Raw genomic sequence first — 14,709 nt, 5'->3', positions numbered from 1 at the left:
GTCATTTACTTAAAAGGAGATGTTTGTCATGTTCAAAAAGAAGATCGGGGTTTTATTGCTTACAGGCCTCTTTATCGCTAGCCCTCTTTTCCAATCACCTGCTCAAGCGAGTGAAACTTCTACGAAACAAACAAAATATTATACAGAAGAATTGGAGCATCTGTATCCAGACAGTGATTATGCAAACAATGATACGATGGAAAAAGCTCAATTCTTACAGCACTCTCTTCATCTAAACAAGACCTATTTATATCACGAAGGTAGTATCTCTTCTATGAATGACATTGATTTTTACCGGTTCACCAGCTCTAAATTTGATGGAGCAGATGGCCGCTTTTCTATCAAACTCGTCAATGTGAAAGCTGGAAATGATTTCGATCTTTATCTTTACAATCAGAGCGGGTCACTCGTGTCTTCCTCTGTGCGGACAAACAACCAAAATGAAATCATCCATATGCCGAAAATTGCCGCAAGCACTGACTACTATTTAGCCGTCAAACCAAAGCAATTATTAAATGAAGAGGACAACATGTATCGTATTGTCTTTGATAAAAGTATTGAAAAAGGCACAACCAAACGATATGGATCACCTGCCACATTGAATAGTTTCAATGAAGCCGGATCTCCCAATTCTTCTTTTGATTTAAGCAGCTTGCCGCAGGATGCCGTTGTCACTGGCCTGTCATTAGAAGCTGAAAAAGGCAGTACAAATGCATATAATTATGTATTCACCGTCTCTTCCTTAAAAGGCGGAACAGTGAACGTACCTTGGAACGGTCAAAAAGTTGACATCTCTTCTTATAAAACAAGTCAAGTGCCAGCAAAAGACCGCTTTTTTGTTTCTTTTAATGCAACCGAGGTTCCTCAATTGATCGGTGGACGGCTAATCAAAGTAGGCGTTGTCTCAATTAAAAACTTACAGCTCACCTTTGAATATGAATACAACCGTGACCTCAATTATTAAACTAGTCAAAAGGAAAAGGGAGCACCGAAGCGCAGGACTGACACCAAATGCGAGGGTTTGTCTATACGGTGAAGGAAAAGGTATCCCCTTTTCCTTTTTCTTATGCGTTCTTATGGTACGATACATATAGAGAAATCAGCTAAGAAGGAGTTGCGTGTATTGGCAAACGTTATACAACGAACTTTAACCCTTGATGACATACCAGACCTTGTCGCATTGTCAAAAGAGGTCGACTGGCCTGATTACAATGCGGAAGAGCTCACATCTCTTTTAACAAATGGACATTTTACCGGTTTTACAACAACTGACGGACAAGTCATTTCATGCGCTGGACTTTTTCAGTATGACAGAGTGGCATCAATTGGGGCGGTCATTGTATCTGAGACACATCGAGGCCTCGGTCTTGCCCGTCAAATGATTGACACACTGCTTCGTCATAGTGATCCAAGTGTCCCTGTCGTTTTAACAGCTACTGTACAAGGACAGCCAGTTTATGAAAAAATCGGCTTTCAGACAGCCGGTTATATTCATACATACAAAGCACAAAAAACAAATCCTAGTGCGCTTCACCCGTCACATCAGATTCATCTTTTTCCCGCTGATGAAACGCACCTCCCGTCTATTGAAAGGCTGGATGAAAAAGGCGCAGGAACCAATCGATCAAACTTCTTAATAAAGCGAATGGAGCGAGCAGCATTTAAACTGATCGCAAAGGATGAACACCACGAAATCACCGGCTTCGCATTTGGTGTGGAAACACCAGCTAATCTGATGATTGGCCCGCTTGCAGCAAACGATGAACAAACGGCGCTATCACTCATTCAATCACTTCTCACGTCTTATTCTGGCGCCTTTCGTTTAGATATGCAGGAAGAAACAGCTGAACGCCTGCATACATCACTTGTAGAAGCAGGATTTACGAAAACAAACGTCGCACATTTTATGATGATTCGCGGGAACGAAAAGCAGAATGATCCGGCGTTTCTCTATTTCCTGGCCTCACAAGCATTTTCTTAAAAAATCAAAAAGCTGTAGACAGATGTTGTCTGCAGCTTTTCTTTTTTATTTTTCGCCTACGGATGAGAGAACTTGAGCGAGTGCATTTGTGACCTTGCCATGCTCTGATGCATGCGGCCGGTCATCTCCGTCTCCATAGCCGTAATCAATCATGCGATTACGGTTTAAGCAAAGCTTTGTCAGCTGAGGCTGGAATAGATCAAATAAAGCAAAACGATCTTTTAGCTGTGGAAATTGCTTTTGATACTGCTGAATTTCTTCTGCAAGCAAGCGCCAAAGCGTCGTTTCATCTAACAGATTGTGATTGTCTAACACATTTGACACGTAACGAAGATTGCAAATAAACAGGCCCGTAAAAATAAATTGTACAAGACCCTCAGGCGGCTCACTACGCAGCACTTCCTTTAGATCTTCTTCTAATGAAGCCAATTCAGGCAGCGGTTGATCACTAATGTTCACATCATCAACAAAATCTTTGATCGCCAAACGATGCGGCTTATGATCTTTTAATACAAGAATTGTATTTTGTCCGTGAGGTGAAAACACCGTGCCATATTGATACATAAAGTGCAGAAGCGGCGGCATGACAACATGGAAGAATGACGCCATCCATTCTTTTGCTGACAGACCCGATTTTTCAATGAGCTGCTTCAGATAAGGCTCGCCTTCATGATCCTCATAAGTCAGTGCCGCTAGCGTAACAGGGCTCTCCCCTTCATCTAAATACGTATAAATGCTTTCTCTAAAAATGACCCCAAGCATTTCAAGGTATTGATATGGCGCACCAGGTAGCTTGCTGTAATAAGGATGATCAACATTGATACTCGCATTCTCACCTGGTAAAATCACGCGGCATACATCGGATAAAAAGGCGTCTTGATCGGCGATTCCTTTAATATGTGCTGTAATACGAGGAGCAATCACCGTACGTTCTGATGGGAGCCCCCGGTACACTAGCGTATTTAAAATACTCATTGGCAGTTTAATATGATGCTTGCCTTTATTTGAGATGTTTGTAAAGGTTCTGATCGATTGCTGTGGAATATATTGATCCAGCCCTTCTCCTAAATACACAATACGGCGCATGGCTAAATCTTCAGGGAAATGCTGGATGATCATATGCGTCCACTGCCATTTATGAACAGGCATCATATAATAATCAGCCGCATTCAGCCCTTCATCCTTTAACACACGTTGGAATTGACGAATCGTGACTTCGTCTAATTCTTTGGCAATGATGTGCTCATAGTTCTCATGATCGACCGCATGGAAAGTCGCAAGTTCTCGGTGAACAGCAATCCAAGACAGCTGCACACATTCCTGCCTTTCAGGTGCATAGGCTAAGTAATCATCGTAGCTGAATCCAATACGCCCTTTGTTATAGACGATCCACGGATGACCAGTCATCTCGCCTTCAATCCATGCATAATCTGTATCTGTTAGCTCATCTGCACGAAGTGCTTTTTTCGACAGCAAATGAACATCCGCTAACAAGGTATGGTGAAGCTCTTTGATCAGATGGCCAGTTGTTTCAGAAGACATTGGGATGATTGGCTGAATGTCTAGTAAAAACACAATGGCACTAACGTCCTTTGTCCATGTTCCGTCTTGACAGCACTCGATCGATTCAGCAATCGTATCAAAACTATCAAACAAACGAGGTTTTGCGAGATAACGATATTTCTTCTGTTCGTGAATGATTAATTCATATTGGGCGATGCCATCCTGATGGTTTAGCTGAACGGGATGAAGCATATCCTCATACATATATTCGGACAGCATTTTTGCCACCATTCGCTGGTTTGCTTTTTTCCAAGCAGCAGGATTGACCGCTTTTTTCAATTCATCTTGTACACTCATCGGTTCATCCTCCTTACCCTCTGATTTCTTCAAATGTATTTGCGTGTTTATGTGTACCGAATGTCTGGAAAACATGCTTTTGATAAAGTGGATACACAGGTCGACGAGCCAGTTCATTGATAATGACACTGTTTCGGTACGCCCCTAGCCCTAAATCTGGTGCGCCTACTCCATGTGTATGAAGCTCTGCATTCTGTACAAAAATATCATTCTCACCTAATGTGTTTGTTTTCAATCGATATTCACGTTCAACCTGGAAGCGTCCTTGATGATCCCACTGAATATGATGGGAAATCGGATCAATAAATGGCGGTAATACAGATTGATAGCCCGTTGCCAAGACGACAATGTCTGTCTCATGCGTAAAGGAGTCCTCTTTGACCCATTGATTGCATGAAAGCGATAAGCCGTCCCTCGTTTCCTCAATCAAATTGACTTCCGTCATCGCCTGCAGCACGGTGTTCAGCTGCTCTCCGCAAGCAGAACGTTCATAAAGCAAGTGATAAATATCTCGGATCATCGCTGAGCTGATGCCTTTATACAACAAATCTTGCTGTTTTAATAGCGCATCTTTTTTAGGCTGCGGAAGCTCATAAAAGAAATCAATATAGTCTGGAGAGAAATACTCAAGACCCAAATTTGAATATTCCATTGGAAAAAACCCTTTAGAGCGTGTAAACCAATGAATATCCTTCGCCTCATCGTCTGATAAAATGTCATAGAATACTTCTGCTGCACTTTGACCAGAACCGATGACCGTCACGGATTTTCCTTTAAAACAGCCTTCTTTCTTTCGTTTCAAGTAATCAGCAGAATGAAACACCCGATCCCCTAAAGCTGGCTGAAGAGATACTGGTACCGCAGGCTGTGTACCGATACCTAAAACAAGATGCTTACTTTCAAACACCTCTACCGTTTGATCTTTCACATGACGGACATGCACTTCATATCGTTTTTCTCCAGCTTTTTCAACGATGGAGACAGATTCGACATTCATGCCAAATCGGCAAGAATCTAATTGATCCGCGACCCAGCGGCAATAATGGCTATATTCCTTGCGCGGGATATGGAAGTCTTCTAGAAAGTAAAATGAATACAAACGGTTTTGTTCCTGCAAATAGTTGAGAAAGCTATATTTGCTTTTCACATCTGCCATACTGACAAGATCCGCTAAAAAGGGGACTTGAAGTGTTGTCCCTTCAATGAGCATACCTGGATGCCAGTGGAACGCTTCACTTCTTTCAAAAAACAAAGCGTCAATTTCATCTACTTCTTCAGATAATGCAGCAAGCCCTAGGTTAAATGGTCCAATGCCAATCCCAATGACATCCACTACATTATTTTGCTTGTTGAACCGCGTCATGGTTATACTTCCTTTCAAATCGATCTCGATGACAAAACATCAAAAGACCTGTTTTATCTGGTAAAGTGACTGGTTTCACACGTTCGAATCCACACTTTTCAAAGACATGAATCATTTTTTCGTTCCGAATATCTGGCTCAGCCACGATTTTTTCTGTTCGTTTGTTCTGCTCAAACTGAAATGCTGTCATGGCTTGAAGCAGCGAAGCCGCAAATCCTTTCCCTACATAATCTGGCTCTCCAATTAACAGGTGAATGCCTTGATCATGCGGAGAAGGCTCATAGTACGATTCAATGATATCCCCTTTCACATTGTATGCTTCAAAATAGCTCATCGGCGTGCCATCAATGGTTCCTAAATAAAGGGTTTGATGCGGATCATGAATGGCCTGATAAAAGTGCTTTTCAAAAGCAGGAAATGGAATATTCAAATGCCAAAATGGGTGAACATACTCTTCTTGCATCCACTTGTGGACAAGCTGGACGTCCCGTTCATATTCAGCGCGAATGAACCCAATTCGATGCCTCATCCAATCAGCGCCTCCTTATGTAAAAAGAGCGGATTCAATACAGACGTGTACCTGGATTGAGTTTCTAAAGAACCGGTCAGCTCATCCATATCTTCAAACCGCGTGAGTAAGTTCGCTTTTGAAGGCAGCTCCTGTGACCGGAGAAGACTGTTCGTCAGCTCAGATGCACCATATGTCTCTTCATGCGCAAGCAGTGTGTCTCTAATCAGGGCTAATAAATCTTCTTCTTTTGCAAGCCCCTCTGTACCAAAACCATTCACAAGACCAAACAAATGATTAAAGAAGAAATAGTAACGCAGTCTCTCAACCGCTACATCGTCTGCACAAATGGTTTCACTTCTGACGCTTAAGTTTTGAACAAGCTTCGCAAGCTGACCCTTTTTCGATTCGCTATAATAGTAGCCTTGGTTGTCACGATAATAGAATGTGTGCGGATATCCATTCTTTAGCTGTACGACAGCATTTTGCTGATGGGCTTCAAGGGCAAGTCCATACGTTTCAAACAGCCAAAGCATCGGCTCTAACGCAATCGATAAATATTGTGTGAACCAATCACGGCTGACATCTTCTGTTGATCTGCCTTCAGCATCTGCTAATTCATGGATAATGCCTGAAAGGCGTGATTTTTCTCCATATGCATGATCCTGACATAGCCCTGCAATTAAGCTTGCCCCTTTTTCATGATGCAAAAATGGATTTTGACGAATGACGACTTCAAAGCCAGATTCCGCCTCATCCCCTTGAATAGATAGATACGCAGGATCTTCAATCACACGGAATCCAGAGAATTTGTCATATAAAGAAACGCCTAATTCTGTTTTTAAGATACGAGACATCTCAACTCCACGATCAAGTTCCTTTTGTTTGTTAACGCGTAAAGAGTTTGTGATCTTTACAGGGACAGAGAATTTAAGCATGTACGCAGAGTCTTTTTGATAGACCGTTCTAAAGGAAGATGTCGCTGTGTATTCAGATCCTAGCGGCCCTAAATATGTCAGCATCCCGTCCTCTATATAACGCTTGACGAACGCTTTCTCCATGACCACTTGGACTTGTAGCGGATGAATCGGAATCAGGACATATTCACCGCCTTCTGTTAACGTCGTCAGTCTCTCTTTTTCTTCTGGCATCTGGCGCATGAGCTCCTCAAACATGAGACTTGCCGCAGATTGTGAAAGAGAAGAATCCTGAAGCACAATTGACGGATGTGCTTTAAAGTAATGAAGCTGGAAAGAGCCTTTCAACTCAGGAGAATAAATAGCTTCCTCCTCTTCTGTCATTCCTTGTCTGCTTTTTGGTGTAGGATGCGTTAAATGCCCAAGAAGAAGTGACTGCTCCGCTTCGATATATTCAAAATCTGCTGAAGAAAGAGCCGCTCGATCACTTTCTCTCTCTCTGATGAATCGTTCAATATTCCGGCAGCTTAAAATGATGCGAAGCATGAACTCATCCTCTGCATCTGTGCGGCCGTATTCAATGAGAAGTTCCTTTGAACATAAAGCAACAAGTGTGGTGTAATCGATGATCGTTCCCTGTTGCTCACTGCCTTGCGGGCGAAAGCGAACGGGAAAATCAAAGAGATGACGGCCTACAGGCGAAAAATATCGAATCGGAATGACAAGCTCAAGATCTTGTTTTGCTAATGCTGCTACAAATACAAGTGAGCCGTCTGCTTTTGTCTCTTTCTTTGCAGATCGATCAATTCCTGTTTCACGTAAAAAACAGTTTAAAAAGCTTTGCATAGTTGCATTTTCAGCCATTTGTTTATATTGACTCAACGTAGTACCCTCCCGGATTGAATATGAGCGATCCCGATATCAACAATGTCAGAAAGGATTTCCTCAATATGTGTAATAGTCGTTCTCGGATTTAACAAAGTAAATTTTAAGCATGTTTGACCATCGGCTACTGTTTTTGCTACGACAGCCGTTCCTGTTTGGAAAAGTGTGCGATGAATGATTTTATTGATGTCCTCTGCTTGATGATCATCTATAAAACGAAACACGACTGCATTGATTTCTGGATCAGGATTGATCACCTCAAGATGCTCATTTTTCTCAATCAACGTAGCCACATCTTTCGCAAAATGGATGGTATGGTCAATGATACTTGCAAATCCTTCTTCTCCAATCATACGCAGAGAGAGAAGGAGTTTTAGCGCATCAAATCGGCGCGTCGTCTGAACAGATTTATTCACGAGATGCAGAATGCCTTCCAGTTCATCTTCCTTTGGATTGAGATAATCTGCGTGGTAATCAATCAAACCAAAATGTCTTTTATCCTTTAGTAAAAATGCCCCGCAGGAGATCGGCTGATAAAATTGCTTATGAAAGTCAATCGTGATCGAATCAGCCAGCTCGATGCCATCTAATTTTCCTTGGAAGGTTTTGCTTAATACAAGCGCTCCTCCATAGGCAGCATCTGCATGAATCCACAAACCGAAAGGCTTCACCATGTCATATATGTCACGTACAGGATCAATACTGCCAAAATCAGTTGTCCCGCAAGTCGCCACGACTGCAAATGGAAGCAAATCCTGCTCTTTAAGCTCCATAAGTTTCTTCTGCAAATCATGCAGGTCCATTCGGTGATGTTCGTCCGTCTCAACTAACACAACAGCCTGTTCACCTAAACCTAGCTGAGATGCTGATTTTTTCACAGTGAAGTGGGCATTCTTGGAGCAAAGAATCCGCATACGGTTTGCCTCGCTCGGCAACCCTTTCTGCTGTACATTCCATTGCCAAGTGTTTTCACAAAATGCATCTCTTGCTAAAAGCAGTCCCATGTAGTTAGATTGGGTTCCACCGCTCGTAAAGGTCCCATCTGCTCGTTCTCCATAAGAAAACTTTTCACATAACCACTTGAGGATTTCCTCCTCAACCAAAGATGCAATGCCGCTTTGATCAAAGGAATCCATTGATTGGTTAAAGGAACTTACGATCACCTCTGCTGCCAGAGCAGGAATAAGAGGTGGGCAATGCAAATGTGCCAGGCATTTAGGATGTGACACATCAACTAAATGCGGTAAAAGGTGATTTTTTATATCTTGAAAAACAGACTCAATGGATTCACCAGCCGGTTGAATCTGGAATAACGATTCGACATGAGCCGCTAATTTCCCAGGCAATATTCCGCTATACGGTCCTCTGCTTGTTTGCCACTCTGCCAGTAAGCTATCGATGGATGTGTAGAGAGCCGCTTGGAAGGACTCCCTCCCAAGCTGGCTTTGTTGAATAAATAATGAATCGACAGACGGTTTAGTTGACTGCATCGTAAACTGCCTCTTTAAAAATCGTGATGACTTTTTCAAGCTGTTCTTCTGTCATGATCAAAGGCGGTAAGAATCGAATCACACTTCCAAAACGGCCTCCTGTCTCCACAATTAAGCCTTTATCAAAACAATTCTTTTGAATGAGACTGGCTAGCTCTGGATTTGCTGGATAACTGCCGTCCACATCCTGTTTCTCATCTGGATTCACAACTTCAACACCAATCATTAATCCTCTTCCTCGCACATCACCGAGAGCAGGCACTTGTTTTTGAATGTCTTTTAGATTGGCCTGCATACGCTGACCAAGCTCTTCTACATGATCAAGCAGATTGGTTTCTTTTATATATTTAAGCGTAGCAGTTCCAGCTGCCATCGCCATTTGATTTCCTCTGAACGTGCCAATGTGTGCACCTGGATTCCATTGATCTAAGTCTTTATCATAAATCACAACGGATAGCGGAAGGCTTCCCCCAATTGCTTTTGATAACACAATGACATCTGGCACAATACCAGCATGTTCAAAGGCAAACATCTTACCAGTTCGGCCGATGCCTGATTGAACCTCATCAATAATAAGTGGAATTCCTTTTTCTTTTGTGATTCGTCTCATTTCTTGTATCCATTCAATTGATGCCGGGATGGAGCCGCCCTCCCCTTGCACCGCTTCAAAGATCATGCCTGCTGGCGGGAGAATTCCACTCTCAGGGTCATTTAATACACGCTCAATATAAGAGCTTGAAATGCGATGTGAGTCTTTACCGCCAATTCCAAATGGGCAGCGGTATTCATATGGATAAGGCAGGAAGTGAACATCTGGCATTAATCCTTGTACTTTTTCCTTTGGCGATAAGTTGCCGCTTAATGACATCGTGCCATGTGTAGCACCATGATATGCTCCGTGGAATGATAGAATGGAACGATTTCCCGTCGCTGTCTTGACTAATTTAATTGCTGCTTCTATAGCATCACCACCAGTTGGTCCACAAAATTGAATTTTTGCTCTTTTTGCAAACTCTTCTGGCAAGTGAGAAAAAATCTCATTCACAAATTCTTCTTTAATCTCTGAAGTGATGTCCAGCGTATGCAACGGTCTTTTTTCATGAAGCATACGTTCAATAGCATCTATAACAACCGGGTGATTGTGACCAAGGGCAAGTGTTCCTGCACCTGCTAGGCAGTCATAAAATTCTCTACCATCTGCATCTGTCACGATCATACCTTCGGCTTTTTGCATGGCTAATGGGAACCGTCTCGGGTAAGACCTTGCATTAGATTCTCTTTGACTTTGTTGCTCTAAAAATTGCTGATTTTTAGAAACGGTTTTGATGGACATAATAAAACACTCCTCCAATTGATAAAGATTATCATTTTCATTTACTAGCCTAGAGGATGTAAGATACGAAAGTCAATTGTATTCAAAAAGATGATTCTAAAATCATATGAATGCTATATTCTCTTTTTAACGAGTAATTTCGTGTATTTTTTACAAACATCTACAGCCATATGGGCGATGTAACGTTTGAGCATGAAAAATGTTGAAAAAAATTACAAATCAATTCTCCTGGTTCTTTTGCTCTATGCGTTGTAGCTCCCTTGTTTGATACGGGACGGCCGAATGAAATGAATGCAGTAAAACAAAAAATGAACGTTATTTTATCTTGATATAAATGGTTATGATGGTATAATTTCTCTGAAACGAAAGGGAATCGAGGGAGATCTGATGATTTTAACGAAGCATGACCTTCACCACTACTTGGCACAAGATCAGAAAGCACTTGCCATCAATCGAAAAAGACCAAAGTGGCTTGGGGATGATATTTGGAAATATCAAAGATATTTACGAAAATATGAGTACTATACGAATAGCGGTGCTACGTTACGCAAATGGTTTTATCGTTACTTACATAAAAAGAAAGGCATGCAGCTTGGCTTTGATATCCCAATTGGTGTATTTGGACCTGGGCTCAGAATCAACCATACTGGGCTGTTGATTGTGAACAAGCATGCCAAAATCGGCGCGTTTTGTGATATTCATCAAGGCGTGAATATTGGTCAAAACCATCATGAAAAAGATGTGCCCGTCATCGGAGATCATGTATGGATCGGCCCTGGCGCTAAACTGTTTGGAAATATTTATATTGCGAATCATATTTCCATCGGAGCAAATGCAGTAGTGAATCGCTCCTTTCATGAAGAGCGGATTGTCATTGCAGGTGTCCCAGCTCAAAAAATAAAAGAAAAAAGCCCTTCTTTATGAAGGACTTACTTGACCAAAGCAGTGAGCCACATGAGATAAAATAAGATGGATAAACATGAGGATCATCCTGCCCGAGCCCATCACCATTTATCCTATGATGCTTTGGCGCAATCAAACCATCAATCGGTAGCAACTTGAAGTGAAACAAATCACCACAGCCGTACTCTCTAATTTGCGTTGGAGTACCCGAAGACCAGCATGAGAAAGTACAAGACAAAGACGAGGATGGCAATCGCATAGATGAAAATGGACACAATCAGTACTGTCCAGCCCAACCCTTTTCTTCCTGTTTGAATGAGATATATTCCAAGTGTGAAGAGCCCGAGCAAAAGACCTAAGATGGCCCATAACCATTTATTTTTCCCGTGTTTTGGTGCATCAACGAATAGGTAGATTGCGACTAAGATGGATACAAACCAACCTGTAATCCATTTCACATTCATCCGCCACCCTTCTTTTTCAATTTATTTAATCTTACTATACTTTTTTCCTAATCTTAAAAACAACTATTCAAATGAATGATTCGGAAGGCTTTGCCATTCTTCTCTCAGCATCCCATACCGCATCGAATCATAATACTCCCCTTGATAGTAACGAACCTTACGCAGTCTTCCCTCAAGGATAAACCCGCATTTCTCTGCGCAACGCATCATGCGTTCATTTCCAGACCAGGTAGTCAGACCGATGCGTGGGATATCAATGTGTGAAAAAAGTTCATCGATCCATAGACGCAATGCCTTTGTTCCAACGCCCCCATTCCAAAAACGTGAGTCATAAATAAGAATCCCACACTCCAGCCAGCGTGTGCGTTCATTCTCCCAATAATAAGAAACTGTACCCTTTAATTCACCTCCGACATCAATGCCAAATAGTTTTGGCAGGACAGAATCATCCTGTAAATAGCGTTTTTTAAATGCAGCGAGCGATATGTCATGTTCAATAAAATATGGTGCATTCCACTTTCGATAAGCCTGGTCTGGCGCTTTAAACCTTAAATGCCATACCACTTCTAAATCGGTTTCGTCTAATGGACGTATGCTCACAATCTCTTCTTTTTTTCCTTTCATCTGTTCACGTTCCTTTACTTTGTCGTTCTTTTAGCAAGATGACGATACTCGATAGGCGTCATGCCTTCATTTTGCCGAAACAGCTTTGAAAAATAAGTAGGGTCATCAATGCCTACATGTTCTGCAATGAGAGCTATTTTTTCATTCGTTGAAGCAAGCAGGCTTTTGGCTTTTTCAATTTTGAGTCGATTGATGTACTGACTCGGCGTCAGTCCGTACACGGTCTGCATGCACCTTGTCATGTAATCAGGATGATAATGAAGAATCTCTGCCAGCTTCTCCATCTGTAATTTTTGCGTAAAATGACGTTCAAGATAGTGAACCACTTCTGAAGCGACAGTCTCCTTTGCACTTGGAATATGAAATGCTTCTTTTTGTAAATGAATGAGCATTTCCTCAAATTGAAGCTGCTTTTTGAGCTGAAGTTCAGACGCATCATCATTTAAAGCGCGCATCGCTGAAAGATGCTTCTGTAGCACGCTTTCCCCTTTCACTTTTCCTTTTCGGGGCAGACGAAATTCATAGCTTGCTGCTTTTTCAAAAGTGGCTTGATTTTGCTTCATGTCAAACCAGTGTTCTCTCGGCCGATCTGTAAACTCAAATGAATCAATTGAAAAATGCAGCCACTCATAAAGTGTTTCTTCTTTGCATGGCAGATGTCCACCATGGGCAAGTCCCGGTGATAAGATGATATATTCTCCCTCTTTTACGTGATGAGGCACCTCGTCTTCTGTAATCCACAGTTCACCTTTCGTGACATAAAGAAGATCAAATACGGTGAAAATTCTGGAGATATGTCGTTCTCCTCGATGGAATACACCTTTGCCTGAAGCAATATAGACTGGAAATGGCGGTACAGTAAATGTAATAAACGGACCCATATTCATCCCCTTATGAAGTCGGATTTCTCCAATAAGTTTCGGTTTCATCTCTTCTTATTATAGTCGATGCAAGGTACACTATAAATCGGATTTATACGAAAGAAGGTGATGTGATGAAACCACAAGCACTGACAATACAAAAGGTTCAAGCCAAAAGTGAAAAATCCCACCCTTCATTATTTGCATTAACTTGGCCTATTTTTATCGAAATCTCTTTATATATGCTGATGGGGAGCGCAGATACACTGATGCTCAGCCAGTATTCTGACAATAGTGTTGCCGCAGTAGGGGTAAGCAATCAGCTATTAAATCTATTGATTGTGATGTTCAGCTTCATTACGACTGGGACGACGATTGTCATTGCGCAGCTTTTAGGAGCGAGCCGCAAGCAGGAAGCGACCCAAGTTGCCTATGTATCACTAGGCACCAACTTCCTCATTAGCTTTGTGATCAGTCTTCTTATGTTTGTGTTAGCTGTGCCCATCCTGCATATGATGGGATTATCAAGCGAGCTCATGCCAGATGCAACCGTCTTTTTACAGATTGTCGGCCTACTTTCTTTTATTCAGGCGCTCATTATGACCTATAGTGCTATTTTAAAAAGCTATGGATTCACGAGAGATACGATGTATGTCACCATCGGTATGAACTTGTTAAATGTTGCTGGTAATTATTTGGTCATCTTCGGACCATTTGGCTTCCCTGTATTAGGTGTCATGGGTGTTGCTCTTTCCACATCATTTGCACGGTTGATCGGTCTTACAGCCATGATTCTCATTGTTCGACACCGCATTGGATTGCAGTTTTCATTCAAGCGAATGTTTTACATCCAGCGAACGCATTTAAAAAAACTGCTAAAAATCGGCATTCCTTCTGCTGGAGAACAACTTTCTTATAATGGCTCTCAAATGATTATTACGCTGTTTATCACATTTATGGGCACGCAAGCACTGGCAGCAAAAGTCTATACCCAGAATTTGATGATGTTCATTATGTTATTTGGTGCCGCCATTAGCCAAGGAACGCAAATCTTAATCGGGCGCCTGATCGGGGCGAAAGAATTTGATGCGGCCTATCGAAGATGCATGAAAAGCTTATACTGGGCCATTGCCATCTCGCTTCTTTCTTCTACTGCTTTATCTTTATCATCGACGCATTTACTTACTTTTTTCACTAGCAACAGTAAGATCATTCAAATAGCGAGCCTCCTCCTTATATTGACGATTATTTTAGAGCCTGGACGTTCTTTTAATATGGTCATCATCAACTCCTTGCGGGCAGCTGGTGACGCGAAGTTTCCAGTCTATATGGCGATGATTTCAATGTGGGGCATCGGCCTTCCGATCGCTTATTTATTAGGCATTCAACTTGAGATGGGCCTTATCGGGGTTTGGATTTCTTTTATCGTGGATGAATGGGTAAGAGGTATCTTCATGTATAGGCGGTGGCGTTCAAGGGTGTGGACGGAGTATCGGTTTACTTCCACATAAAAAGGACTGC

General features: G+C 42.0%; 13 protein-coding genes. 4 read left to right on the top strand and 9 right to left on the bottom strand.

The window, feature by feature from the left end; translation table 11 throughout:
* The first annotated feature begins 28 nt into the window (after positions 1 to 28).
* Positions 29 to 964 carry a hypothetical protein gene (locus tag MHI58_RS05435; protein WP_041507476.1) on the top strand — a complete coding sequence of 312 codons (936 nt, stop codon included), beginning with the start codon at positions 29 to 31 and terminating at the stop codon, positions 962 to 964.
* Positions 965 to 1,123: 159 nt separating this feature from the next.
* Positions 1,124 to 1,981, top strand: a complete 858-nt coding sequence (locus MHI58_RS05430) for a GNAT family N-acetyltransferase (protein WP_045034697.1) — start codon at positions 1,124 to 1,126, stop codon at positions 1,979 to 1,981.
* A 45-nt stretch (positions 1,982 to 2,026) separates the two neighbouring features.
* Here MHI58_RS05430 and MHI58_RS05425 read toward each other — a convergent pair whose 3' ends face one another.
* The 6 genes from MHI58_RS05425 to MHI58_RS05400 are packed head-to-tail and all read right to left on the bottom strand — an operon-like array spanning position 2,027 to position 10,337.
* Positions 2,027 to 3,841, bottom strand: a complete 1,815-nt coding sequence (locus MHI58_RS05425; protein ID WP_035700240.1) for an IucA/IucC family siderophore biosynthesis protein — start codon at positions 3,839 to 3,841, stop codon at positions 2,027 to 2,029.
* A gap of 13 nt (positions 3,842 to 3,854) precedes the next feature.
* Positions 3,855 to 5,204, bottom strand: coding sequence for a lysine N(6)-hydroxylase/L-ornithine N(5)-oxygenase family protein (locus tag MHI58_RS05420; RefSeq protein WP_045034698.1), 1,350 nt, complete (start codon positions 5,202 to 5,204; stop codon positions 3,855 to 3,857).
* Positions 5,179 to 5,733 carry a GNAT family N-acetyltransferase gene (locus MHI58_RS05415; protein ID WP_045034699.1) on the bottom strand — a complete coding sequence of 185 codons (555 nt, stop codon included), beginning with the start codon at positions 5,731 to 5,733 and terminating at the stop codon, positions 5,179 to 5,181. Before MHI58_RS05415 ends, MHI58_RS05420 begins: the two co-directional genes overlap by 26 nt.
* Entirely contained in the window at positions 5,730 to 7,511 is a 1,782-nt protein-coding gene (locus tag MHI58_RS05410; RefSeq protein ID WP_045034700.1) for an IucA/IucC family siderophore biosynthesis protein, read from the bottom strand. Before MHI58_RS05410 ends, MHI58_RS05415 begins: the two co-directional genes overlap by 4 nt.
* Positions 7,508 to 9,004, bottom strand: a complete 1,497-nt coding sequence (locus MHI58_RS05405) for an aspartate aminotransferase family protein (RefSeq protein ID WP_041507481.1) — start codon at positions 9,002 to 9,004, stop codon at positions 7,508 to 7,510. The genes MHI58_RS05410 and MHI58_RS05405 overlap by 4 nt, the downstream gene beginning before the upstream one ends.
* On the bottom strand, positions 8,991 to 10,337 hold the full coding sequence (locus MHI58_RS05400; RefSeq protein WP_045034701.1) for an aspartate aminotransferase family protein: 1,347 nt from the start codon (positions 10,335 to 10,337) through the stop codon (positions 8,991 to 8,993). The genes MHI58_RS05405 and MHI58_RS05400 overlap by 14 nt, the downstream gene beginning before the upstream one ends.
* A 387-nt stretch (positions 10,338 to 10,724) precedes the next feature.
* On the opposite strand from MHI58_RS05400, the gene MHI58_RS05395 reads away from it, so the two are divergent.
* Entirely contained in the window at positions 10,725 to 11,261 is a 537-nt protein-coding gene (locus MHI58_RS05395) for a serine O-acetyltransferase (protein WP_017360201.1), read from the top strand.
* Between the two features lie 167 nt (positions 11,262 to 11,428).
* Here the strand turns inward: MHI58_RS05395 and MHI58_RS05390 are convergent, their stop codons facing one another.
* The 3 genes from MHI58_RS05390 to MHI58_RS05380 form a co-directional block, all read right to left on the bottom strand.
* Positions 11,429 to 11,704 (bottom strand): hypothetical protein, encoded by a 276-nt coding sequence (locus MHI58_RS05390; RefSeq protein ID WP_035392471.1) that lies wholly within the window; start codon positions 11,702 to 11,704, stop codon positions 11,429 to 11,431.
* A gap of 63 nt (positions 11,705 to 11,767) precedes the next feature.
* Positions 11,768 to 12,328 (bottom strand): GNAT family N-acetyltransferase, encoded by a 561-nt coding sequence (locus tag MHI58_RS05385; protein ID WP_035392472.1) that lies wholly within the window; start codon positions 12,326 to 12,328, stop codon positions 11,768 to 11,770.
* Positions 12,329 to 12,342: 14 nt separating this feature from the next.
* Positions 12,343 to 13,209 (bottom strand): AraC family transcriptional regulator, encoded by an 867-nt coding sequence (locus tag MHI58_RS05380; RefSeq protein WP_045034702.1) that lies wholly within the window; start codon positions 13,207 to 13,209, stop codon positions 12,343 to 12,345.
* A 113-nt stretch (positions 13,210 to 13,322) separates the two neighbouring features.
* Between MHI58_RS05380 and MHI58_RS05375 the strand changes: the two genes are divergently transcribed.
* Positions 13,323 to 14,699, top strand: a complete 1,377-nt coding sequence (locus MHI58_RS05375; RefSeq protein WP_041507484.1) for an MATE family efflux transporter — start codon at positions 13,323 to 13,325, stop codon at positions 14,697 to 14,699.
* Positions 14,700 to 14,709: the final 10 nt, after the last annotated feature.

The sequence above is a fragment of the Bacillus sp. FSL K6-2869 genome (assembly GCF_040869405.1).
GTDB lineage: Bacteria > Bacillota > Bacilli > Bacillales > Bacillaceae > Bacillus > Bacillus altitudinis.
Note: the sequence above shows the minus strand (reverse complement) of the source record. Positions and strands in the feature narration are given on the sequence as shown.

Excerpts from the sequence above, each read along its gene's own strand:
- MHI58_RS05435 (WP_041507476.1), top strand. The coding sequence starts at position 29 with ATGTTCAAAAAGAAGATCGGGGTTTTATTGCTTACAGGCCTCTTTATC.
- MHI58_RS05425 (WP_035700240.1), bottom strand. The coding sequence starts at position 3,841 with ATGAGTGTACAAGATGAATTGAAAAAAGCGGTCAATCCTGCTGCTTGG.
- MHI58_RS05420 (WP_045034698.1), bottom strand. The coding sequence starts at position 5,204 with ATGACGCGGTTCAACAAGCAAAATAATGTAGTGGATGTCATTGGGATT.
- MHI58_RS05415 (WP_045034699.1), bottom strand. The coding sequence starts at position 5,733 with ATGAGGCATCGAATTGGGTTCATTCGCGCTGAATATGAACGGGACGTC.
- MHI58_RS05405 (WP_041507481.1), bottom strand. The coding sequence starts at position 9,004 with ATGCAGTCAACTAAACCGTCTGTCGATTCATTATTTATTCAACAAAGC.
- MHI58_RS05400 (WP_045034701.1), bottom strand. The coding sequence starts at position 10,337 with ATGTCCATCAAAACCGTTTCTAAAAATCAGCAATTTTTAGAGCAACAA.
- MHI58_RS05395 (WP_017360201.1), top strand. The coding sequence starts at position 10,725 with ATGATTTTAACGAAGCATGACCTTCACCACTACTTGGCACAAGATCAG.
- MHI58_RS05390 (WP_035392471.1), bottom strand. The coding sequence starts at position 11,704 with ATGAATGTGAAATGGATTACAGGTTGGTTTGTATCCATCTTAGTCGCA.
- MHI58_RS05385 (WP_035392472.1), bottom strand. The coding sequence starts at position 12,328 with ATGAAAGGAAAAAAAGAAGAGATTGTGAGCATACGTCCATTAGACGAA.
- MHI58_RS05380 (WP_045034702.1), bottom strand. The coding sequence starts at position 13,209 with ATGGGTCCGTTTATTACATTTACTGTACCGCCATTTCCAGTCTATATT.
- MHI58_RS05375 (WP_041507484.1), top strand. The coding sequence starts at position 13,323 with ATGAAACCACAAGCACTGACAATACAAAAGGTTCAAGCCAAAAGTGAA.